Source organism: Curtobacterium sp. MCSS17_007, assembly GCF_003234175.2.
GTDB lineage: Bacteria > Actinomycetota > Actinomycetes > Actinomycetales > Microbacteriaceae > Curtobacterium.
Window position 1 is genome coordinate 1,870,646 of the sequence record NZ_CP126257.1, and the last position, 20,972, is coordinate 1,891,617.

Annotated in this window: 21 protein-coding genes; 13 read left to right on the top strand and 8 right to left on the bottom strand. The window is 73.3% G+C overall.

Annotated features, from left to right (window positions below):
* Nucleotides 1-2 precede the first annotated feature (2 nt).
* Nucleotides 3-359, top strand: a complete 357-nt coding sequence (locus DEJ22_RS08760) for a Fe-S oxidoreductase (RefSeq protein ID WP_111226201.1) — start codon at nt 3-5, stop codon at nt 357-359.
* 28 nt (nt 360-387) lie between these two features.
* On the opposite strand, the gene DEJ22_RS08765 is transcribed toward DEJ22_RS08760, so the two are convergent.
* Nucleotides 388-1,212 carry an ABC transporter ATP-binding protein gene (locus DEJ22_RS08765; protein WP_220033749.1) on the bottom strand — a complete coding sequence of 275 codons (825 nt, stop codon included), beginning with the start codon at nt 1,210-1,212 and terminating at the stop codon, nt 388-390.
* Nucleotides 1,209-2,138, bottom strand: coding sequence for a siderophore-interacting protein (locus DEJ22_RS08770; RefSeq protein ID WP_111226202.1), 930 nt, complete (start codon nt 2,136-2,138; stop codon nt 1,209-1,211). Before DEJ22_RS08770 ends, DEJ22_RS08765 begins: the two co-directional genes overlap by 4 nt.
* 60 nt (nt 2,139-2,198) lie before the next feature.
* On the opposite strand from DEJ22_RS08770, the gene DEJ22_RS08775 reads away from it, so the two are divergent.
* The 6 genes from DEJ22_RS08775 (at nt 2,199) to DEJ22_RS08800 (ending at nt 8,266) form a co-directional block, all read left to right on the top strand.
* Nucleotides 2,199-3,143, top strand: coding sequence for an alpha/beta fold hydrolase (locus tag DEJ22_RS08775; RefSeq protein WP_181430674.1), 945 nt, complete (start codon nt 2,199-2,201; stop codon nt 3,141-3,143).
* A 61-nt stretch (nt 3,144-3,204) separates the two neighbouring features.
* Nucleotides 3,205-4,728 carry an ABC transporter substrate-binding protein gene (locus DEJ22_RS08780; RefSeq protein WP_111226203.1) on the top strand — a complete coding sequence of 508 codons (1,524 nt, stop codon included), beginning with the start codon at nt 3,205-3,207 and terminating at the stop codon, nt 4,726-4,728.
* Nucleotides 4,729-4,789: 61 nt separating this feature from the next.
* On the top strand, nt 4,790-5,743 hold the full coding sequence (locus tag DEJ22_RS08785; RefSeq protein ID WP_111226204.1) for an ABC transporter permease: 954 nt from the start codon (nt 4,790-4,792) through the stop codon (nt 5,741-5,743).
* On the top strand, nt 5,740-6,684 hold the full coding sequence (locus DEJ22_RS08790) for an ABC transporter permease (protein WP_258379536.1): 945 nt from the start codon (nt 5,740-5,742) through the stop codon (nt 6,682-6,684). Before DEJ22_RS08785 ends, DEJ22_RS08790 begins: the two co-directional genes overlap by 4 nt.
* Nucleotides 6,681-7,484, top strand: a complete 804-nt coding sequence (locus DEJ22_RS08795; protein WP_111226205.1) for an ABC transporter ATP-binding protein — start codon at nt 6,681-6,683, stop codon at nt 7,482-7,484. The genes DEJ22_RS08790 and DEJ22_RS08795 overlap by 4 nt, the downstream gene beginning before the upstream one ends.
* Entirely contained in the window at nt 7,481-8,266 is a 786-nt protein-coding gene (locus DEJ22_RS08800) for an ABC transporter ATP-binding protein (protein ID WP_181430675.1), read from the top strand. Before DEJ22_RS08795 ends, DEJ22_RS08800 begins: the two co-directional genes overlap by 4 nt.
* Nucleotides 8,267-8,422: 156 nt before the next feature.
* Here DEJ22_RS08800 and DEJ22_RS08805 read toward each other — a convergent pair whose 3' ends face one another.
* Nucleotides 8,423-9,862, bottom strand: a complete 1,440-nt coding sequence (locus DEJ22_RS08805) for an amidase (RefSeq protein WP_111226206.1) — start codon at nt 9,860-9,862, stop codon at nt 8,423-8,425.
* A gap of 11 nt (nt 9,863-9,873) precedes the next feature.
* Nucleotides 9,874-10,785, bottom strand: coding sequence for an NmrA family NAD(P)-binding protein (locus DEJ22_RS08810; RefSeq protein WP_111226207.1), 912 nt, complete (start codon nt 10,783-10,785; stop codon nt 9,874-9,876).
* Between the two features lie 120 nt (nt 10,786-10,905).
* On the opposite strand from DEJ22_RS08810, the gene DEJ22_RS08815 reads away from it, so the two are divergent.
* The 3 genes from DEJ22_RS08815 to DEJ22_RS08825 are packed head-to-tail and all read left to right on the top strand — an operon-like array spanning nt 10,906 to nt 13,893.
* Nucleotides 10,906-11,877, top strand: coding sequence for a CPBP family intramembrane glutamic endopeptidase (locus tag DEJ22_RS08815; protein ID WP_111226208.1), 972 nt, complete (start codon nt 10,906-10,908; stop codon nt 11,875-11,877).
* A complete protein-coding gene (locus tag DEJ22_RS08820) occupies nt 11,864-13,228 on the top strand; it encodes a sensor histidine kinase (RefSeq protein WP_111226209.1) in 1,365 nt (454 codons plus the stop codon). The genes DEJ22_RS08815 and DEJ22_RS08820 overlap by 14 nt, the downstream gene beginning before the upstream one ends.
* Complete coding sequence (locus DEJ22_RS08825) at nt 13,225-13,893, top strand: response regulator (RefSeq protein ID WP_111226210.1); 669 nt, start codon at nt 13,225-13,227, stop codon at nt 13,891-13,893. Before DEJ22_RS08820 ends, DEJ22_RS08825 begins: the two co-directional genes overlap by 4 nt.
* A gap of 15 nt (nt 13,894-13,908) precedes the next feature.
* Here the strand turns inward: DEJ22_RS08825 and DEJ22_RS08830 are convergent, their stop codons facing one another.
* Nucleotides 13,909-14,511, bottom strand: a complete 603-nt coding sequence (locus DEJ22_RS08830) for an NAD(P)H-dependent oxidoreductase (protein WP_111226211.1) — start codon at nt 14,509-14,511, stop codon at nt 13,909-13,911.
* 119 nt (nt 14,512-14,630) lie between these two features.
* On the opposite strand from DEJ22_RS08830, the gene DEJ22_RS08835 reads away from it, so the two are divergent.
* Nucleotides 14,631-16,295 carry an ABC-F family ATP-binding cassette domain-containing protein gene (locus DEJ22_RS08835; protein ID WP_111226212.1) on the top strand — a complete coding sequence of 555 codons (1,665 nt, stop codon included), beginning with the start codon at nt 14,631-14,633 and terminating at the stop codon, nt 16,293-16,295.
* Nucleotides 16,296-16,678: 383 nt separating this feature from the next.
* Here the strand turns inward: DEJ22_RS08835 and DEJ22_RS08840 are convergent, their stop codons facing one another.
* Nucleotides 16,679-18,262: a SulP family inorganic anion transporter gene (locus DEJ22_RS08840; RefSeq protein WP_111226213.1), complete on the bottom strand. Its 1,584-nt coding sequence runs from the start codon at nt 18,260-18,262 to the stop codon at nt 16,679-16,681.
* Nucleotides 18,263-18,391: 129 nt separating this feature from the next.
* On the opposite strand from DEJ22_RS08840, the gene DEJ22_RS08845 reads away from it, so the two are divergent.
* Together DEJ22_RS08845 and DEJ22_RS08850 are read left to right on the top strand one after the other, a co-directional pair.
* Nucleotides 18,392-18,772, top strand: coding sequence for a helix-turn-helix domain-containing protein (locus DEJ22_RS08845; protein WP_111226443.1), 381 nt, complete (start codon nt 18,392-18,394; stop codon nt 18,770-18,772).
* 88 nt (nt 18,773-18,860) lie between these two features.
* Nucleotides 18,861-19,250 (top strand): MerR family transcriptional regulator, encoded by a 390-nt coding sequence (locus DEJ22_RS08850; protein ID WP_111226214.1) that lies wholly within the window; start codon nt 18,861-18,863, stop codon nt 19,248-19,250.
* Between the two features lie 43 nt (nt 19,251-19,293).
* On the opposite strand, the gene DEJ22_RS08855 is transcribed toward DEJ22_RS08850, so the two are convergent.
* Both DEJ22_RS08855 and DEJ22_RS08860 read right to left on the bottom strand, forming a co-directional pair.
* Nucleotides 19,294-19,563, bottom strand: a complete 270-nt coding sequence (locus DEJ22_RS08855) for a hypothetical protein (protein ID WP_111226215.1) — start codon at nt 19,561-19,563, stop codon at nt 19,294-19,296.
* Nucleotides 19,564-19,599: 36 nt separating this feature from the next.
* Nucleotides 19,600-20,916 carry a cytochrome P450 gene (locus DEJ22_RS08860; RefSeq protein ID WP_349775141.1) on the bottom strand — a complete coding sequence of 439 codons (1,317 nt, stop codon included), beginning with the start codon at nt 20,914-20,916 and terminating at the stop codon, nt 19,600-19,602.
* Nucleotides 20,917-20,972: the final 56 nt, after the last annotated feature.

A 20,972-nucleotide genomic window follows, 5' to 3' on the forward strand; every position in this document is an offset into this window, starting at 1 on the left:
GGGTGCGCAACCCGCTCCTCGACTCCCCCGTCTCCCGCGCGGGCTGGCTGTTCGCGACCGCCGTCGGGCTGGCCGTCGGCGTGCCGCTCTCGACCGGTCGGGTCCGCGTCGAGGACGGGTTGGTCGTCTGCACGGGCCTGCCGCGCTGGGTGTTCCGGCGGGGCGGCACGTGCGTCGGGTCGGTCTACCTGACGCGCGACAACGACGGCCCGCGGGTCCTGCGACACGAACGGGTGCACGTCGCACAGTGGCGGCGGTACGGCATGCTCATGCCGCTGCTCTACGCCGTGGCCGGTCGGGAACCACTGCGGAACCGCTTCGAGGTCGAGGCCGGCCTGGAGGACGGCGGCTACCGCTGATCCCCCACCGACGACCGACGGTGGTGGGTCAGGCCGTGCGACGACGTGGGACGACGAGGGGTGTGCCGGTCTCGGGGTCGGGGACGACCACGCACGGCAGACCGAAGACGTCCTCGACCAGCTCCGCCGTGAGCACCGACGCCGGGGTCCCCTGCGCCACGATCGCCCCGTCGCGCATCGCCACGAGGTGCGTCGCGTAGCGGGCCGCCTGGTTGAGGTCGTGGAGCACCGCCACCACCGTGCGCCCCGACGCGTGCAGGGCCGACGCGAGCTCGAGCACGTCGTACTGGTGCGCGATGTCGAGGAACGTCGTGGGCTCGTCGAGGAGCACGATGTCGGTCTCCTGTGCCAGGACCATCGCGATCCAGACCCGCTGCCGCTGCCCGCCGGAGAGTTCCCCGACGCTGCGGTCGGCGAGCGAGACGGTGTCGGTCTGCTCGAGCGCGGCCTGCACGGCGATCCGGTCGGATCCCGACGACGGATGCAGCAGGCCCTGGTGCGGGAAGCGCCCGCGGGACACCAGGTCGCGGACGGTGATGCCCTCGGGCGCGATCGGGGTCTGGGGCAGCATCCCGACCCGCCGGGCGACGGCCTTCGGGCGCAGCGAGTCGATCGGCGCACCGTCGAGGTACACCGTCCCCGCGCTCGGCTTCAGGGTCCGGGCGAAGGACTTCAGCAGCGTCGACTTGCCGCATGCGTTCGGCCCGACGATGACGGTCAGCTCGCCGTCGGGTACGTCGACGTCGAGCGACGGGACCACGACCCGGTCGTCGTACGCCAGCGTCAGGCCGCGCGCACCCAGGGCGGTCGCCGGGACCGCGCCGACGACCGGGGCGGGTGCTGCCCCGCTCAGTGCTCGGCCTTGCCGTGCCGCCAGTAGCCCATGAAGGCGACCTGCCGACGGTCGAGCCCGACGCCGCGCACGAGGTGGCGACGGAGCTCCTTGACGCACCCGGCCTCACCGGCGATCCAGGCGTAGACGGGGCGCTCCTCGGCGACCTCGGGGACGTCCCAGAGCACCTGCTCGTCGACGTCCACGTCGGCCAGCTCGACGACGCCGCGCGCGGTGCCGTCGCCGCGCGCCGGACCGGCAGCCACCTCGGACGCCCACGCGTGCACCTGGTCGGTCATACGAACCCCGTGGGAGGCGCCGTTGCGCGCGATCCAGCGCACCTCGACCCCGGCGGGAGCGGTGACCGGCAGCCGGTCGGCGTCGGTCGGGACCTCGATGAAGACGTGTCCGACGGTCGCGACGTCGAGCGCTTCGAGGATGGCGCAGATCGCCGGAGCGGCCGTCTCGTCGCCGGCGAGCAGGATCCGGGTCGCGCTCCCCGGGGCGAACTCCGCGGCACCGCTCGGCAGCTCGGCCGGCGAGGACGGCACGGCGGGCCCGACGATCCGGAGCTCGTCGCCGACGCGGCAGGACGACACCCACCGCGAGGCCGGGCCCGTGTCACCGTGCGCCACGAAGTCGATGTCGAGCTCACGCGCGTCCGGGCGGAACGACCGAACGGTGTAGGTGCGCAGCGGGTTGCGCTCGGCGTCGGGCAGTGCGCGCCACGCGCCGTACCAGTCGTCGCCGTCGGGCAGGTCGGTGAACCCGTGTCCGGGGATCGGCAGGACGACCTTGATGCGCTGGTCGAGTCCGACCGCGGAGAAGTCCGCCAGCGCGTCACCGGTGAGCGTCACCCGGACGAACGACGGGGTGAGCGCCGACACGGCCGCGACGCGGACGGAGAAGACTCGGTACCGGGCTGCCACGAGGTACGAGTATGGCATGCCTTACCTAAGGCTTCCAGGGTCGACCGGGGTACCCGCCGGGGTGCGAGGATCGGACCCGTGCACGAACCCGACGACGAATTCTCGGACCTCGCCGCCCTCGCCGCCGCGAGCGGCGTGACGGAGCCGCTCCGCGCCTCCCGGCAGGTGGTCCGCACCACCGACGGACGCGAGACCGCGGCGATCCGCTGGGACGCCGGAGACGGCCGGGAGGCTCGGGTCACCTACCTGCACGGGCTCGGCATCGACGCGCACAGCTTCGACCAGACCGCCATCGCGGTCGGGGAACCGGCGGTCGCCGTCGACCTGCCGGGGCACGGCCGGTCGTCCTGGCGCGACGACGCCGACTACGGCGCGAGCACGACGGCCCCGCAGGTGCTGGCCGCGCTCGACGCGCTCGACGTGCCGCCCGGGGTCGTCGTGGGGCACTCCCTCGGAGCGATCCTCGCCGCACGACTGGCGGCGACGGCACCCGAGCGCGTCACCGGACTCGTGCTCGTCGACATGTCCCCGGACTTCGCGCAGCGCGCCGTCGACCGCATCGCTCGCGCGCTGGAGGACGAGACACCGTTCGCGTCGCTCGAGGAGGTCGTCGACCGGGCCGTCGAGGCCCGCGTCGGCGACGACCGGGCCGTGCTCCTGCGCGAGGCCCGGCACACGACGCGACTCGGCGACGACGGTCGTCTCGTCCGCCGTCACCACTTCCCGCACCTCCCGGCGGGCCGCACGGCGTCGGTCGGGCGCTTCGCCGACGCATGGCCCGATCTCGAGGCCCTCGACGCGCCGATCCTGCTCGTACGGGGCGACCGCGGGTACGTGTCGCCGAAGCTCCACGCGGGGTTCACCGAGCGGCTGCCGGACGCCGAGGTCGTGACCGTGGCCGCCCGCCACGCGGTGCAGAACCAGGCCCCCCTCGAACTGGCGTCGGCCATCCGGGCATGGGGCGAGCGGCACGGGTTGTTGCACCAGGTCCAACAACCGTCATCCGGCGCCGAACGCCGGTAACCTCGTGCGAGCGTGCTGCGACGACCGTCGCCCCCACGCGCCCGGAAGGAACCCACAACCCATGAGTCCGCTCCTCCACCGAACCGGCGGCCGCGCAGCACGCGTCGCCCTGGCCGCGACGGCGGTCGCCGTCGTGTCCGCACTGACGTTGACGGCCTGCTCCGGCTCCTCGGACGACGGCCGCAGCGGCGACGACGCCACGGTGCGTGTCGGTCTCGTGCTCGAACCGACGAGCCTCGACATCCGCACGCAGTCGGGCGCTGCGCTCGACCAGGTGCTCATCGACAACGTCTACCAGGGCCTGGTCGGTCGCACCGCGGACGGGGACATCCGGGACGTGCTCGCGGCGAAGCACGAGGTCTCGGCGGACGGGAAGACCTACACGTTCACCCTCCGCGACGACACCACCTTCCAGGACGGCAAGCCGGTCACCGCCGCCGACGTCGTGTGGTCGCTGCAGCAGGCGAAGGACAACGCGTCCTACGTCGACTCGGCCAAGCTCGCCGGGGTCACCTCGATCACGTCGCCGTCGGACCGCGTCGTCGAGCTGCAGCTCGCGCAGCCGGACTCCGACCTGCTCTTCACCCTGACCGGCCGCGCCGGGCTCGTGCTCGAGCAGGCCGCGGGGAACGACCTGTCCGACAGCGCCAACGGCACCGGACCGTACGAGGTCTCGTCGTGGAAGCAGGGCGACTCGCTCACCTTCACCCGGAACGACGACTACTGGGGCACCGAGCCGAAGGTCGCGAAGATCGTCTTCCGGTACATCACCGACCCGGCCACCGCGGTCAACGCGATGGCGAACGGCGACCTCGACGTGCTCAACCCCGTCGACGGCACCCTCGCGAGCCAGCTGCAGGGCAACCCGGACATCGCGCTGCACCGCGGCAGGACGACCGACAAGTACACGCTCGCGTTCAACGACGCCGAAGCGCCGTTCACGGACAAGCGCGTGCGGCAGGCGATCCGGCAGGCGATCGACCCGAAGGCGCTCATCAAGGCCATCGGCGGCACGGGCGTCGAGCAGGGCGGCCCGATCCCGGAGCTCGACCCCGGGTACGAGGACCTGACCGACATCGACGCGTACGACCCGGACAACGCGAAGCAGCTCCTGGCCGAGGCGGGGAAGACCGACCTCGACCTGACCCTGACCTACGCGAACGTCTACCCGGCGACGATCGGCGACGTCCTGAAGTCGCAGCTCGCCGACGTCGGCATCACGCTGAAGGTCGAGCGGGTCGACTTCGCCACCTGGCTGTCCCAGGTCTTCAAGGACAAGGACTTCCAGTTGTCGATGGTCGACCACGTCGAGGCGCGCGACTTCGGCAACTGGGCGAACCCCGACTACTACTTCGGGTACGACAACCCCGAGGTGCAGCGGCTCTACGCCGAGTCGGTCGCGACGACCTCGCAGACCGAGAAGGAGCAGGCGCTCCGCAAGGCCGCGCGCATCGTCAGCGAGGACGCCGCCGCTGAGTGGCTGTACACCGCGACGGAGATCACCGCGGTGCGGAAGGGCGTGACGGGTTTCCCGGTCGACGGCGGCAACTCGCGCCTCGACCTGGCCGGGCTGGCCGTCAAGTGACCGCTGTCCCGTACGGCGCTGCGGTCCGGGCTCGCGTCGCTGCCCCCGTAGCATCGGACGCGTGACCCGGTTCCTCGTCGGGCGACTGCTGCTGCTCGTCGTCGGCCTGCTCGTGGCGAGCATCATCGTGTTCGCCACGCTGCGCGTGCTGCCCGGCGACGTCGCGCAGGTCGTCGCCGGCACCCAGTCCACGCCAGCGCAGGTCGAGCAGCTCCGGCAGCAGCTCGGGCTCGACCGCCCCGTGGTGGTGCAGTACCTCGACTGGATCGGCGGTGTGCTCCGAGGCGACCTCGGACGGTCGCTCGTCACGAACGGTGCCGTCGGTCCGGAGATCGCCGAAAAGCTCGCGGTCACCCTGCCGTTGGCGGGGATGTCGCTCGTCGCCGCGCTCGTGCTCGGGGTTCCGCTCGGCGTGCTCGCCGCGGTGCTCCGACGTCGCGCGGGCGGTGCCGTCATCGGGTTCGTCGCACAGGCCGTGGCCGCGGTGCCCGTCGTGTGGGCGGGCATGCTCCTCATCGCGCTCTTCGCCGTGACCCTGCACTGGCTGCCGACCCAGGGCTTCCCGCTCGACGGCTGGGACGACCCCGGCCGCGCGTTCTCGTCGCTCGTGCTCCCGGCGCTCACCATCGGTGCCGTCGAGGGCGCTGTCATCCTCCGCTTCACCCGGTCGGCGACGCTCGGCGTGCTCGACGCCGACCATGTCCGCACCGCCGCAGCGGTCGGCCTCTCCCGCACCCAGGCCCTCCTGCGGCACGGGCTGCCCTCCGTGGCCCTCACGGTGCTGGCCGTGCTCGGTGTGCAGATCGCCGGACTCCTCGTCGGCGCGGTCGTCGTCGAGCAGCTGTTCTCGCTGCCCGGCGTCGGCCGGATGCTGGTGACCGACGTCGGACGCCGCGACGTCACGAAGGTGCAGTCCGAGCTCCTCGTGCTCACCGGTCTCGTGCTGCTCGTCGGGTTCGCCGTGGACGTCGTGCACCGCGCGCTCGACCCCCGGCAGCGGGAGGTGGGCGAGTGATCCGCCGGCTCGTCGCCCGACCCACCGGCTGCTTCGCCGTCGTGGTCCTCACGCTCCTCGTCCTCCTCGCCGCGGTCTCGTCGGTGTGGACGCCGCAGGACCCCTTCCGCACGGACCCCTTCCGGCAGTGGGCGGCACCCAGCCCCGCACACTGGTTCGGCACCGACGCTTCCGGCCGCGACATCGCGAGCTACCTGCTCGCCGGCACCCGGACGACCGTGCTCGTCGCCGTCGGGTCGGGCGTCGTCGCGAGCGTGGTCGGCGTCGTGCTCACCGCGATCGGTTCGCTGACCGCACGGTGGGTCAGGGAGGGTACCGCCGTGCTCCTCGACATCCTCGTCGCGTTCCCCACCCTGCTCACCGCCATGCTCCTGACCGCGGTGTTCGGCGGGTCGCTCGGCATCGTCGTCGTCAGCGTCGGGCTGTCCTTCGGTGTCACCATCGCCCGCGTCGCGCGCGGGGAGATCCGCCGCATCGCCCGGAGCGACTACGTCGTCGCGGCCCGGGCGTCCGGTGTCGGACCCCTCGGCGTGCTGACCCGGCACCTCGTCCCGAACGCTGCGCCGCTCTTCACCGTGCAGCTCTCCCTCGCGATGGCGACCGCGGTCCTCGCCGAGGCCGGGCTGTCGTACCTCGGGTACGGCGCGGGATCGGACACCGCGTCGTGGGGCAACCTGCTCGCCGACCTGCAGACCTACATCGGCGTACACCCGTGGAGCGCGACGTGGCCGGGCGCGGCGATCGCCCTGGTCGTCGCGGCACTCTCACTGCTCGGCGACGCGGTCCGCGACGCGACGGACCCCCGGCTGACGACCGCCGACCGCACGCGCGGCGGCCGACGCGCCGACCGGGCGGACGTCGGCGGGGTCACCGGACGCACCGCCGGCGGCGACCCGCACACCGACGGCACGACGACGACCACACCGGGGGTGACGGCGTGAGCGACCACGGCACCGGACGAGACGGACTCGAGGTGCGGGGCCTGACGGTCCGCATCGCGGGACGGGCGGTGCTCGACGACGTGACGTTCACCGTGCCTCCCGGCCGACGCGTCGGTGTCATCGGCGCATCCGGCTCCGGCAAGTCGATGACGTCGCTCGCCCTGATGGGCCTGGAGCCGAGCGGGGCGGCGGTCACCGGGAGCATCCGCCTGGACGGCACCGAACTCGTCGGGCTGCGCGACCGCGACCGAGCCCGCCACCGCGGCTCCGGCATCGGGATGGTGTTCCAGGAGCCCGCGACCGCCCTCGACCCCCTGCGACGGGTCGGTGCGCAGATCGCCGAGCCCCTCCGGCTCCACCGTGGACTCGACCGACGTGCCGCGACGACGGCCGCCGTCGCACTCGCGGACGCCGTCGGCCTGCCCGACCCCGCGTCGCTGCTCCGGCAGTACCCGCACCAGCTGTCCGGCGGGCAGCGGCAGCGCATCTGCATCGCCATGGCGATGGCCGGCTCCCCCGCCTACCTGGTCGCCGACGAACCGACGACCGCGCTCGACGTGACGACCGAGGCGCGCATCCTGGAGCTCTTCGAGCGGCTGTCGAGCGACCGTGGCACCGGCATGCTCTTCGTCACGCACGACCTCGCGGTGCTCGCCCGCATCGCCGACACCGCGGTCGTGCTCGACCACGGCCGCGTCGTCGAGCAGGGCTCCGTCCGCGCCCTGCTCGACGCCCCGCAGCACCCCGCGACGGCGGCGCTCGTCGAGGCCGCCCGAGCCACCGCCAGGAGGACCCCGTGACCGCACCCGTCCTCGAGGCCACCGACCTCCACCGCACGTACCGGCTGCCCCGGCGTGGGCCGTTCGAGCCCGGCCAGGTGCGGACCGCGGTCGACGGCGTCGACCTCTCGGTCGCCTCGGGGTCGCGGCTGGGCATCGTCGGTGAGTCCGGCTCCGGCAAGTCCACGCTGGTCCGGCTGCTCGCCGGTCTGGAGGCACCGTCCTCCGGCACCGTGTCGGCCGGCGGTCGTCCGGTGGTCGCCTCGGCATCCGCGGGGGCGATGCGCTGGTTCCGTCGCGAGACCGGCGTGGTCTTCCAGGACCCGTACGCGTCCCTCGACCCCCGGATGCGCGTCGGGACCATCGTCGCCGAGCCGCTGCGCGCCCTGCGGGTGCCCGGCTCACACCCCGATGCGGTCCGCGACGTGCTCGAGCGCGTGGACCTGCCGGCCGACGCCGCCGAGCGCTACCCGCACGAGTTCTCCGGCGGACAGCGGCAACGCATCGCGATCGCCCGGGCCGTCGTGCACCGGCCGCGCATCCTGTTCGGTGACGAGCCGATGAGCGCCCTCGACGTGGTCGTCCGTGCCCGGGTGATCGACCTGTTCCGCTCCCTCGCCGACGACCTCGGGCTGACGCTCGTGCTCGTGTCGCACGACATCGGCGTCGTCCAGCGGCTGTGCGACACGGTCGCGGTGCTCTCGGCCGGCCGGATCGTCGAGCAGGGGCCGGTCGCGCTGCTCGACGACCCGCAGCACCCGGTGACGCGGGCGCTGGTGGCGGCGGCGCCGACGCTGCCGTAGCGGGCGCGGACCGGAGCGGGGTTCCGTGCTCCCGGCGGCTCCGGCCCGCGCGACAGGGCCGCTGTCGGACGACGACCACGACGTCGCACCAGCCGCCGGTCCCTCGCGCCGACGTCGGCCCCGCGCCGCCGCCCCCGCGCGGACCTCAGCCCAGCGTCACCACATCGAGGGGTGCCGCCGCTGCCAGCGCAGTCGCCGCTCGAGCTGGGCCCCGATGGCGAGCAGCACGCGCTCGCCGCCCGGACGTCCGATCAGCTGCACACCCATCGGCAGACCGGCCCCGTCGGGGTGGTCGTCGTCGGTGACGCCGACCGGCAGCGTGATCGCGGGCAACCCCGCCACGTTGGCCATCGAGGTCCACGGCGAGTAGGCGCACTGGCGTCGGAAGTCCTCTTCGGGGTCGTCCCCGTACCAGCCGAGCGGCCTCGGGGTCAGCGCCAGGGTCGGGGTGAGCACGGCGTCGTACGGCGCGAAGGCCCGGATGAGCCCGGCCGAGAAGGCGTCGAGCGTCGTCATCGCGTCGAGCACCTGCGTGGCGGTGAGCGCTCGCCCGCGGTCGACCAGCCAGGACACCAGCGGAGTCAACGCGGCGAGGTCGATCCCCGGGACACGGGGCAGCCCGGCAGCGCCGGACTCCCACGCCACCCGGAACGCGTCGGCGTACGGCAGTCGGGGCATCGCGACGTCCTCGACGCCGTGGCCGACCTCGCCGAGGACGCGCACCGCCGTCTCGACCGCCGCCCGCGCGGCCGGGTCGACCACGACGTCGACGGTGTCGTCCCACGGGGAGCCGTCGAGCAGCCCGACGACGAAGCGGCCCTCGCCCCGCACGGCCGCGGCGGTGAAGGGGCCGTCGCCGACGTCGGGCGTGACGAGCGCGTAGGGCGACGGCTCGGGCAGCCCGGTCGGCGCGACGAGGGCGTCGAGGAGCATCCCGGCGTCGGCCACGTTCCGCGTGATGGGCCCGGCGACGCTCAGGCCGCCGAGGCCCGACCGACCCGGCATCGACGGCACCCGGCCGCGGCTCGGCTTCAGCCCCACCAGGCCCGTCGCGGCGGCGGGGATGCGGACCGATCCCCCGCCGTCCGTCCCGACGGCCGCGGGCACGAGTCCCGCGGCGACGGCCACGGCGGTGCCGCTCGACGACCCGCCCGGAGCCCGGGACGTGTCGTACGGGTTCCTGGTGGTGCTGAACCGGGTCTCCGACGACGACGACATGCCGAACTCCGGTGACGTCGTCTTGCCGAGGCTGGTCGTGCCCGCCGCGGCGAGCGCCGCCACCAGCGGGTGGTCGGCGCTCGCGGGCGTCACGGGCAGTGCGGCGGAGCCGTGCCGGGTGGGGACGCCGGCGCGGTCGTACAGGTCCTTGTCGGCGGTGGGCAGGCCCCAGAGCGGCCGGGAGGTCGGGACGAGCGACCCCAGCTGATCGGCCCGTGCCCGTGCGGCGTCGGCGGTGACCGTGACGAACGCGCCGAGTGCCGGGTCGAGCCGTTCGATGCGGGCGAGGTAGTGCTCGGTCACCTCGAGCGCGGTCGCGTCCCCCCGACGGATCCAGTCCCAGAGTTCCTGCGCCGAGAGGTGGTGGAGTTCGAACACGGTCCCCGAGCCTAGGCCTGCACGTGCGCGGCGAGCACGTCCCGGACCGTCGTCCAGTCGTGCGGGCCGTAGCGGTCGTTCGCCATGTGGTGCAGTTCGGCCTCGCCGCTGAACATGCTCACGAAGTACTGCATCCCCTGCCAGGCGGGGAACGGTTCCGCGTCGTCGGCGCGCGAGAGGCGACGGCCGATCCGTGCCATCGCCGACAACGTGCCGGCGGTGCCGGCCCACTGTGTGCGGAAGCGGGTGCCGGTGAGCCGCGAGAGCGTGTCGGCGACGCTCCTGGCGGTCACCCGGTCGCCGGCGACCTCGACGACGCGCGGGGCGTCGGGGTCGAGGGCGACGCGTGCCGTCACCCAGGCGGTGTCATCCTTCGTGGTGAAGTCGAGCACCTGGTCGGGTGACGACCAGTACAGGACGGTCCGGCGGCCGAACAGGATCATCGGCGCCTGTCCGGTGAGCATGTCGGTGAAGGCTCCGTTGAGCACCGAGGTGGCCCGGACCGCTGCAGCGTCGACCGTCGCGGCGAACTCGCGGCGGAGCTCGAAGTTGCGGTTCGTCCCCGGGGTGACGGCCCGGTAGTCCGCGGAGTAGTCGGACGGCACGAACCGGGGCACGTCGGCGTCGACCGCCGCCCGGAGCAGGGCGGTCTGCGCGTCGACGATCACGGACCGCGTCCCGCTGAGCGCCGAGACCACGACGTCGGCACCGGCGAGCGCCGCCACGAGCGCTCGGTGGTCGTCGTAGGCGGCGGAGACGAGGGACACGCGGTCGGACAGCCCTCCGAGCTGCTCGGCTGCGGGTGAGGAGGCGGAGCGGCTCAGCGCACGGATGCGCACGTCGTGGTCGTGGTCGAGGAGCGCGCGCACGATGCGTGCGCCGAGGTCGCCGGTGGCGCCGGCGACGAGGACGGTGGTGGTCATGGGTCCGACGCTACGCACCACGGGCAGCGAGGGCCCCGGCTTGCATCCTTCGGTGGAACTCCCGGTGGTGCGTCCCTCCGCCGGTCGTCACGGCGAGCGGTCGTTCCTAGCGTCGGTGTCATGACGAACACGACCGAAGTCCGGCCCGGTGCCGGCACCGCTGCACCCCGTGCGACGGGGATCCGGGGCGTGGTGTCCCGGCACCCGCTCGCTGCCTTCGCCACCCTCGCCCTCGGCCTGAGCTGGCTCGCGTGGGTCCCCTACGTCCTGAGCCCGCACGGTCTGGGGGTGTGGGACATCCACTTCCCGGAGTTCCTCGGTACCGCGCAGTTCACGGGCATCCTGCCGGGAGCGCTCCTCGGTCCCCTCGGTGGCGCGTTCGTCGTCACCGCGCTGGCCGACGGTCGTCCGGGCCTGCGCCGCTGGGTCGGTCGGCTCTGGCGGTGGCGGGTGTCCTGGTACTGGTACGCGCTCGCCCTGGTCGGTGTCCCGGCCCTGGTGGTCGTGACCGGCCTGCCGTTCTCCGGTGGCCAGGTGCAGGCACCGAGTGCGCTCGCGCTGCTGGCACTGGTGCCGGGGCTCGTGGTGCAGCTGTTCACCACCGGGCTGTCCGAGGAGCCCGGCTGGCGAGACTTCGCGCTCCCCCGGCTGCAGGAGCGGTACGGGCCGCTCGGTGCGGCCGCGGTGCTCGGGCCGCTGTGGGCGCTGTGGCACATGCCGCTGTACCTGTCCGACTGGGGCGGGTGGCCCGAGGCGCACTGGTCCGAGCCGCTCGTGTTCGCCCTGTTCACGATCACCTTCAACGTCGTGATGACGTGGGTGTTCAACCGCACCGGCGAGAGCCTGCCGATCGCACTCCTGCTGCACGTCGGCGTGAACAACACCATCTCGACCCTGTGGGCCGACATGTACCCGGGGATGACGGCCGGGACGATGATGCACGGGCTCGCGATCGTCTCGACCGTGGCCGCGGCCGTCCTGCTGGTCGCCACGCGGGGTCGGCTCGGGTACGACCGCCGGCCGGGAGGCACGGATCACCTCCCCGCGTCGGTGTCCGCCCGCCTCGTAGGATCGGACGATGGCACCCGCTGACGCGCGTGCGGCTCGCGTCGCCGCCGACCCCCGCACCGCGCGGGAGGTCGACGGCGGCCGCCGCCTGCGCCGCACCGACGTCCTGGTCGCCGTCGCCACCGCGGTCGTCTCGCTCGGGCTGGTGCTCGGGCTGCCGCCGCTCGACGCCGCAGACCCGGACACCCTGGGTCGAACCCTCGTCGCGCCGGAGGTCGGCAGTCCCGCCTGGGTCCTGTTCGCGCTCGTCCTCCTCGCCCAGTCCGCAGCGCTCCTGGCGGCCCGACGGGCACCACGCACGGTCCTCCTCGTCGTCGCCACGCTGCCGGTGATCGTCGCGGTGCTGCCGCCGCGGGTGCTCGACCTCTTCGGCCTGAGTGCACTCCCCGTGGTGGTCGCCGTGGTCCTCCTGTCGCTCCGGGTCCCCCTGGTGCGCGCGTGGCCGGCCCTGGTCGTCGCCGCGGGTCTGGTCGCTGTCGGTACCGGCTGGCACTGGGCAGTCGCGAACGGCGCCTTCCGCGGCGGTCAGATCGCACGAGGGCTGGCGGACGGCACCGCGCAGGGCGTCACCCAGGCCGTCGGCGCCGTGGGGCTCCCGCTCGTCGTCGCGCTCGTCGTCCGGTCCCGCCGCGAGGTCCGCGCCGCACGTGACGCCGAGCTCGTGGCCCGCACCGCCGAGGCCTCGGCCGTCGTCCGGGAGCAGGACGCCCGGGTCGACGCAGCCGTGTCCCGCGAGCGCGCGGCGATGGCCCGGGAGCTCCACGACATCGCAGCGCACCACCTGTCCGGCATCGCGCTCATGTCCGCCGTCATCGACCGGCAGATCGACACCGACCCGGCCGCGGCGCACGAGGGTGTCCGCCAGGTCCGGGAGCAGAGCACCGCGGTGCTCGAGGACCTCCGGCGCCTGGTCGGGCTCCTGCGGGACGACGCCCCCGCGGAACGTGCCGTGGAGACCGTCGCGGGGATCGTCGACCTGGTCGAGCGTGCCCGGTACCGGTCGGACGTGCGGCTCGAGGTCCTCCGTGGCGAGCACGAGGTCGCCGAGGGGGTCGGCCCCCTGGCGCAGCTCGCCGCCTACCGCACCGCGCAGGAGGCCCTGGCGAACGCCGCACTGCACGCCCCGGGTGCGGTCGTCACCGTCACGCTCGACGACCGCGCCGCCGACCACCTGGAGCTCCGCGTGGAGAACACCGCACCCCCCGCGTCCAGCGACCCGGCCCCGGGGATCGCGGGAGCGGGAGGGAACGGACTGCGTGGCATGCGTGAGCGGGCGGACCTGGTGGGGGCGCGCCTCCAGACCGGGCCGACGGCGACCGGCGGCTGGTCCGTGTCCCTCCGACTCGCACGCGAGACGTCCGAGGTGACGCCGTGATCCGGGTGCTCGTGGCCGACGACCAGCCGCTCGTCCGGGCCGGGGTGTCGGCCCTGCTCGCGGCCGAGCCGGACGTCGAGGTGGTGGGGGTCGCGGCCGACGGGGGCGAGGCCCTCGCGCTCGCGCGGAGCACCCGGCCGGACGTCGCGGTGCTCGACATCCGGATGCCGGTCCGGAACGGCATCGAGGTCGCGCGGGAGCTCTGCGCCCCCGACGCCGACCCGGCGGTGCCGGTGTTGATGCTGACGACGTTCGACCTCGACGACCTGGTGTTCGGGGCGCTCGAGGCGGGCGCGTCCGGGTTCCTGCTCAAGGACGCGGAGCCGGACGTCATCGTCGACGCGGTGCGGCAGGTGGCTGCCGGGAACGGCACGATCGACCAGAGCCTGACCCGGCGGGTGCTGCGGGAGTTCGTGTCGCGGCGGAGCCTGCAGCCGGTGACGGGCGACCGGGCCTCGGAGCTGCTGACCGCCCGGGAGCGCGACGTGCTGCTGCTCCTGGCCCAGGGCATGTCGAACGAGGAGATCGCCGCGCAGCTCGTCGTCGAGGTCTCCACCGTGAAGTCGCACCTGGCGCGGATGCTGCCGAAGCTCGGGGTGCGCTCGCGCCTGCAGGCCGTGGTCTGGGCGTACCAGAACCGCGTCGTGGCCGTCCCCGAGGGGTAGCCGCGGCGCCGGCGCTCACACCCCGGAGGACACGGCGGCGACCACCCGCTCGACCGCGGCCGCCACGGCGCGTTCGCGCACGGCCGGGTCCTCGTGCTCGGACTCGTGGACGAACGCCGTCGCCCCTCGCCGCGCGCCGCAGAAGTCCACCACGCCGTGCTCGAGTTGCGTCCGGAGTGCCTGCTCGTACCCGTGCCGCTCGTACACCCCGGCGTCGTCGCCCGCGATCGGCACGAGGTGCACCGTCAACCGGCCGAGGCGCCGCTCGATGCGGCCGTCCTCCCCGACACCGAACGCCCACCCGTTCACGAACACCCGGTCGAGCCACCCCTTGAGCAGCGCCGGCAGCGACCACCACCACACCGGGAACACGAGCACCAGGTGCTCCGTCCCGTCCAGACGCGCCTGCTCGGCCGCGACGTCGGGTGCTGGGTCGGTCCCCGTCCGGTAGGTGTGCCGGTCCGCAGCGGTGAAGCGCGGGTCGAAGCCCTCGGCGGCGAGGTCCGCGACCGTCGCCGGCCCCGCACCGGCGACGCCGAGCGCCGCCTCGAGACGGTGGGCGACGGCGAGCGTCAGCGAGTCGGGGTCCGGGTGGGCGGTCACGATGAGCGTCGGCACGGCTCGATCGTGCCAGCAGCAGGTGGACGGACGCCCCGCCGGACGGGAGGCGCGGTGCAGGCCAGCACCGTGCCTCCCGTCCGGCCTGAGCGGCGACGGGACCGTGGGACGATTGCCGGATGACCGCCACGCTCGTCGCCAAGGACCTCGCCGGTGGGTACGCCGCCCGCACGCTCTTCGAGGGCCTCGCCCTCACCGTGGCCCCCGGCGACGTGATCGGCTTGGTCGGGGTGAACGGTGCCGGCAAGTCCACGCTGCTCCGCCTGCTCGCCGGCGTCGACGAGCCCCTCGCCGGCACGGTGTCGACGAACCCGCCGGACGCCTTCGTCGGCTGGCTCCCCCAGGAGCACGAGCGGATCGCCGGTGAGACCGTCGCCGCGTACGTCGCCCGACGCACGGGCTGCGCGGCCGCGACGGCCGACATGGACCGTGCCGCCGAGGCCCTGAGCGACCCGGACGCCGGTGACGCCGCGGCCGACCGGTACTCCGCCGCGCTCGAGCGGTGGCTGGCGTCCGGCGCCGCGGACCTCGACGAGCGTCTGCCGGTCGTCCTCGCCGAACTCGGACTCGAGACCGGTGCCGACGGCAGCGGCGTCGGCCCGGACTCGCTGATGACCGCGCTGTCGGGTGGTCAGGCCGCACGCGTCGGTCTCGCCGCCCTGCTGCTGTCGCGGTTCGACGTGGTGCTGCTCGACGAACCGACGAACGACCTCGACCTGGACGGACTCGACCGGCTCGAGCAGTTCGTCCGGGGGCTGCGCGGCGGTGCCGTCCTGGTCAGCCACGACCGCGAGTTCCTCGCCCGCTCGGTGACGGCCGTCCTCGAGCTCGACCTGGCGCAGTCGTCCCACCGGCTGTTCGGCGGCGGGTACGAGGCGTACCTCGAGGAGCGCGAGATCGCCCGGCAGCACAAGCGCGACGCGTACGACGAGTACGCCGCGACGAAGGCCGACCTCGTCTCCCGCGCCCGGACCCAGCGCGAGTGGTCGAGCCAGGGCGTGCGGAACGCGATGAAGAAGAACCCGGACAACGACAAGATCCGCCGCCGGGCCGCGAGCGAGTCGAGCGAGAAGCAGGCGCAGAAGGTCCGGCAGATGGAGTCGCGCATCGCCCGGCTCGACGAGGTCGAGGAGCCCCGCAAGGAGTGGCAGCTCGCCTTCACCATCGGCAGCGCCCCGCGCTCGTCGGCCGTCGTCGCCACCTTGTCCGACGCCGTCTACGAGCAGGGGGACTTCACGCTCGGACCGGTGTCGCTGCAGGTCTCGGGCGGCGACCGCATCGGCATCACCGGCCCGAACGGCGCCGGCAAGTCGACCCTGCTCCGTGCCCTGCTCGGACGCACCGAGCCGACGAGCGGCTCCGCTTCACTGGGGTCGAGCGTGGCGATCGGCGAGGTCGACCAGGCCCGTGCGGCGTTCACGGGCGAGCAGCCCCTCGCCGCGGCGTTCGAGGAGCTGGTCCCCGAGATGACGACGGCCGACGTCCGGACCCTGCTCGCCAAGTTCGGGCTGAAGGCGGACCACGTCGGCCGCCCCTCGTCGGCGCTGTCGCCGGGTGAGCGGACGCGCGCCGGACTCGCGCTGCTGCAAGCCCGCGGGGTCAACGTCCTCGTGCTCGACGAGCCGACCAACCACCTGGACCTGCCCGCGATCGAACAGCTCGAGCAGGCCCTGGAGTCGTACGACGGCACGCTGCTGCTCGTCACCCACGACCGGCGCATGCTCGACACGGTCCGGCTGGACCGCCGGTGGCGGGTGGAGGCGGGGCGGGTCACGGAGGTGTGACGGCGCGGTCGGGAGGTGCGTGGCGGGACGGCCGTGGGCCTCCCGACCGACTCGTGGAGCGCCGCGGCTTGCGCCTTCTCCTCCTCGGAAGCGCGGCGGGGCGCGGTGGAGGAGCTTGCTCTCAGTGCTGATCCGCAGCACAGGCGCTCAACCCGAGGCTTGGAAGGGCCGGACGGCCATCCGTTCGGGCCCGGGCAGCAGCGCGCTGCTGTCCCGGCCCGTACGTGCGTCAGGGGCGACCATCGTCGACCGGTGCTCTGTCGCCGTCGTCGGCGGGCGAGGGCTGCTGCTCGGTCGTCGCGGACGCACTCCAGCGCGTGAGCCTCGCTGCTCCGCCCGTTCGCTCGGGCCCCGGGTCGGGGCCGGGCGGAGGCGGGTCGGCTTCAGTGACCGGAGCCGAGGTTGCCGGCGAGGCGGCCGTGGAAGGCCTGGCTGGCGTCGTTCATGCCGCGGATCTCGACGCGCTTGCCGTGCTGGTGGTACTTCGTCTCGATGCCGTCGAGCGCTGCGACGGTGGAGGCGTCCCAGACGTGCGACCTGGTCATGTCGATGACGACGAGTTCCGGGTCGCCGGAGTAGTCGAACTGGGTCGTGAGGTCGTTCGAGGAGGCGAAGAACAGCTCGCCCTCGACGGTGTAGAGCGCGTGCTGCTCGCCGGTGCTGAGCGTCTCGATGGAGCGTTGGACGTTGGTGAAGTGGGAGACGCGGCGGGCGAAGACGATCATCGCGGCGATGACGCCGATGACGACGCCGATGGCGAGGTTGTCGGTGGCGACGACGATCACGACGGTGAGGACCATGACGATCGTCTCGCCGACGGGCATCCGCTTCAGGGTGGAGGGCGTGATGCTGTGCCAGTCGAAGGTGCCGACGGAGACCATCACCATGACGGCGACGAGGGCTGCCATCGGGATGATCGCGACGACGTCGCCGAGCCCGACCACCAGGACGAGCAGGAACACGCCGGACAGGAACGTCGAGATGCGGGTGCGGGCACCGGAGGCCTTCACGTTGATCATCGTCTGGCCGATCATCGCGCAGCCGCCCATCCCGCCGAACAGGCCGGAGGCGATGTTCGCGACGCCCTGCCCGAGGGCTTCACGGGTCTTCCGGGAGCCGGTGTCGGTGACCTCGTCGACGAGCTTCGCCGTCATCAGCGACTCGAGGAGCCCGACGAGCGCCATCGCGAGTGCGTAGGGGGCGATGATCGTGAGGGTCTCGAGGGTCAGCGGGACGTTCGGGATGAACAGGGTGGGGAGGCTGTCGGGCAGCTTGCCCTCGTCGCCGACGGTCGGGATCGCGATCGACGCGGACACGGTCACCAGGCTGAGGACCACGATCGCGACCAGCGGTGCGGGGATCGCCTTGGTGATCCGGGGCAGCAGGACGATGATCGCGATGCCGGCGGCGGCGATCGGCCAGACGAGCCACGAGACGCCGATGATGTTCGGCAGCTGCGCGGTGAAGATCAGGATCGCGAGCGCGTTGACGAACCCGACCATCACGGACCGCGGTACGAACCGCATCAGCTTCGCCGCACCCAGGCCGCCGAGGACGAGTTGGAAGACGCCCCCGAGCAGGACGGTGGCGATCAGGTAGTCGAGGCCGTGCTCCTGCACCACCGGGGCGACGACGAGGGCGATGGCGCCGGTGGCGCCGGTGATCATGGCGGCGCGCCCGCCGACGAACGAGATGACGACGGCCATCACGAACGCCGAGAACAGGCCGACTCGGGGGTCGACGCCGGCGATGATCGAGAACGAGATCGCCTCGGGGATCAGGGCGAGGGCGACCACGAGGCCGGCGAGGGCCTCGCGGAGCAGGATCTTCGGGTTCCGCAGTGCGGACAGGACGGTGGGACTGTGGTGCGCCTGGACGGGCACGGACTGCGTGACGGTCGTCACGGTTCTCCTTCGGATGAGGGGTGCGGGCGCTGCGCCCGCATGAGCTGTCGTGGGGCGCGTCATCGCGCACAGCCGGGGCGTCAGAGCGTCCGGCACGTCCCAAACCTTCCGCTACGGGAGAGTTGGTATCATGCGACTCTACCGCTACGGAAGGGTTGGTGCGCAAGTGGAGTGGAGGAAGACGACGTGACGATGTCGAACGGGTACCTGATGCACATCGGCGAGGTCGCCGAGCGGACCGGGCTGTCGATCAAGACGATCCGGGACTACGACGCCGCGGAGGTGCTGCACCCGTCCGGGCGGACCGACGGCGGGTTCCGGCTGTACTCCGAGGACGACGTCGCCCGGTTGCTGATGGTGCGGCGGATGAAGCCCCTCGGGTTCAGCCTCGGAGAGGCGTCGATCCTCGTCGACGCGGTGAAGGTGCTCGACGAAGCGCAACCCCACGAGGACCTCACCGCGGTCCGCGCCAGGGTGGCCGCCTTCATCCGCGACGCCGAGACCCGCCGGGACGTCCTCGGGCAGCAGCTCGGCATGGTCGACGAGTTCCTCGAGGAACTCCGCGCTCACTGACCGGCTCGGTCGCAGCGAGCGTAGGTTGCGCGGACCGGGCAGCGCTACGCTCGCCACGACGCAGCACGAGCACGAGAAGGCCCCCGGGATGACGGACGACGCGGTACCGACGACGATGCACATCGGCGAACTCGCCGACCGGACCGGATTGTCGAACCGTACGATCCGTCACTACGACGAGGTCGGTCTCCTCCGCCCGTCGGGGCGCACCGGGGGCGGCTTCCGGCTCTACACGGACACCGACCTCGCGCGGCTGCTCATCATCCGGCGCATGAAACCGCTCGGGTTCACGCTCGAGCAGATGGGTGAACTCCTCGCCGTCGTCAACGCCCTCGAGGCGGCCGACGACGACGCCGAGCAAGCGCGTCTTCGCGAGCAGCTCGACGAGTACATCCGCGACACCGAAGCCCGTCGAGCAAAGCTCGAGGAGCACCTCGGCATGGCCGACGAGTTCCTCGGCATCCTCCGCGGCCGGTGAACGCCAGGCCGCCAGGCGGGCGATCGTCTTCCGGGCACGGATCTCAGGTCGAGTTCGCTTCGGTGCTGTTGCTGCGGACTCCTGCGCGGCGCACGACGACGGAGCCGATGGTCGCGGGGATCGCGAGGAGCACGAAGCTCGAGAAAGCCCCGAAAGCGATCACGAGGGACCGCTCGGTGCGCTCAGGGTCCTCCCCGGAGAGGTTGCCGACGAGGACGATCAGGTAGACCGGCAGCGCAAGCGCGACACACCAGAGAACTCCGGCGGCGAGTCCCAGCACGAGGGCCAGCTTCCGCATCCGCGTGATCGGCATCTTGTGAGACCGCTCGCACGGACGGCGGATGGGCGGTCAGTGCGCGGACCGGTGGAACGGGCAGCCGCCGGATCCCGCGGCGCGTGCACCGCGACGCGTGACGCGTCCACCCGACGCGGGCTTCGTCGGCATCCGGCGCCGGTCGACGTCGAGCCCCTCGTCCAGCACCTCGATCCGTGGGTCGCTGAGCACGGCGACGGCGGTGGCGAGGGCCGCGACGGCGACCTTCTCCCCGGGGCACCGGTGGCCTGTGGCGACGTCCGCTCCGCCGTGCGGCACGAAGGTCGCCACGGCCTCGACGTCGTCCCAGCTCGTGACGTCGAGCCACCGGGCGGGGTCGAACCGGTCGGGGTCGGACCAGGAGCGGTCGTCGGTGTCCGTGCCCAGGATGTCGAGCACCACCCGGCCGCCCGCACGGAGGTGCTCGCCGTCGAGCTCGACGTCCTGGGTAGCCCACGCCGGCAGCACGGGGACGAAGGGTGCGGTGCGGCGGATCTCCTGCGCGAACGCGACCGCGACGGGCCCGTCGACGAGCGAACCGCGGGACAGGGTCTCCTCGGCGATCCGGCCGCGCCACTCGGGCCGGTCGTGCAGCTCCTTCGCCGCGAAGGCGACGAACCGCGCGACGGCGATCGCCGGGCGGATCGAGTTCTGCAACTCGATGCCCGCCGTCCGTGGTGGGAGCAGGGCGCCCTCCTGGTCACGGTGCCAGGCCCACTCGTGCAACGCCGTGCCCTCGGCGGGGTGCAGCCGTCCGCCGCGGACCGCCTCGACGAGCCGGGCGGCGTGCCGGTCCGACCAGTGGCGGTTCAGCACGGCGAGCAGGTACTCCGGCGAGTACGGCACGCCGAAGCCGTCGACGACCTGCGCGAGCTTCGCGGCCCAGCGGGTCTTCGCGGCCGGGGTACCCGGGAGTCCGGCCCACCGCATCATCGCCCGTCCGATCGCGCCGACCGCTGCGTCGTACGCGGTGCGCCGACCGCCGGCGAGCCAGGCGTCGAGCTCGCGTGCCCACTCCTCGGCGAGGAACGGGGTGAGCCGGCGGACCTGCTCGTCCTCGTACGCGACGTCGACGAAGGTCGCCTTGCGGTGGTGGTGCTCCGCGCCGTCGAGCGAGTGCACCGACCCGACGCCGAACAGGGTCCGCTGCACGAGCGCGGGCATGGCACCGTGCCGCCGGGTGCTGGAGCCGTCGTAGAAGAGGTCGACGCCCTCCTTGCCCCGCACGAGCAGCGCCGGCCGACCGAGCAGCCGGAACGGCACCGCGCGGGCGCCGGGGGCGGTCCGCCGCCACAGGTGGGCGCCGAAGCCGTAGCCGCGGGTCAGGAGTCCGAGGGAGTCGTCGATCGCCATGTCCGCCATGCTGCCAGCGCGTGCCGAGGTGCCCTCACGGGCAGGATCTGGTGGAC

What these genes read in the sequence shown, in the direction of transcription:
- DEJ22_RS08770 (WP_111226202.1), bottom strand. Translation starts at nt 2,138, where the DNA reads ATGCCATACTCGTACCTCGTGGCAGCCCGGTACCGAGTCTTCTCCGTC.
- DEJ22_RS08810 (WP_111226207.1), bottom strand. Translation starts at nt 10,785, where the DNA reads ATGACCACCACCGTCCTCGTCGCCGGCGCCACCGGCGACCTCGGCGCA.
- DEJ22_RS08820 (WP_111226209.1), top strand. Translation starts at nt 11,864, where the DNA reads ATGGCACCCGCTGACGCGCGTGCGGCTCGCGTCGCCGCCGACCCCCGC.
- DEJ22_RS08780 (WP_111226203.1), top strand. Translation starts at nt 3,205, where the DNA reads ATGAGTCCGCTCCTCCACCGAACCGGCGGCCGCGCAGCACGCGTCGCC.
- DEJ22_RS08840 (WP_111226213.1), bottom strand. Translation starts at nt 18,262, where the DNA reads ATGACGCGCCCCACGACAGCTCATGCGGGCGCAGCGCCCGCACCCCTC.
- DEJ22_RS08855 (WP_111226215.1), bottom strand. Translation starts at nt 19,563, where the DNA reads ATGCCGATCACGCGGATGCGGAAGCTGGCCCTCGTGCTGGGACTCGCC.
- DEJ22_RS08845 (WP_111226443.1), top strand. Translation starts at nt 18,392, where the DNA reads ATGTCGAACGGGTACCTGATGCACATCGGCGAGGTCGCCGAGCGGACC.
- DEJ22_RS08860 (WP_349775141.1), bottom strand. Translation starts at nt 20,916, where the DNA reads ATGGCGATCGACGACTCCCTCGGACTCCTGACCCGCGGCTACGGCTTC.
- DEJ22_RS08850 (WP_111226214.1), top strand. Translation starts at nt 18,861, where the DNA reads ATGACGGACGACGCGGTACCGACGACGATGCACATCGGCGAACTCGCC.
- DEJ22_RS08815 (WP_111226208.1), top strand. Translation starts at nt 10,906, where the DNA reads ATGACGAACACGACCGAAGTCCGGCCCGGTGCCGGCACCGCTGCACCC.
- DEJ22_RS08835 (WP_111226212.1), top strand. Translation starts at nt 14,631, where the DNA reads ATGACCGCCACGCTCGTCGCCAAGGACCTCGCCGGTGGGTACGCCGCC.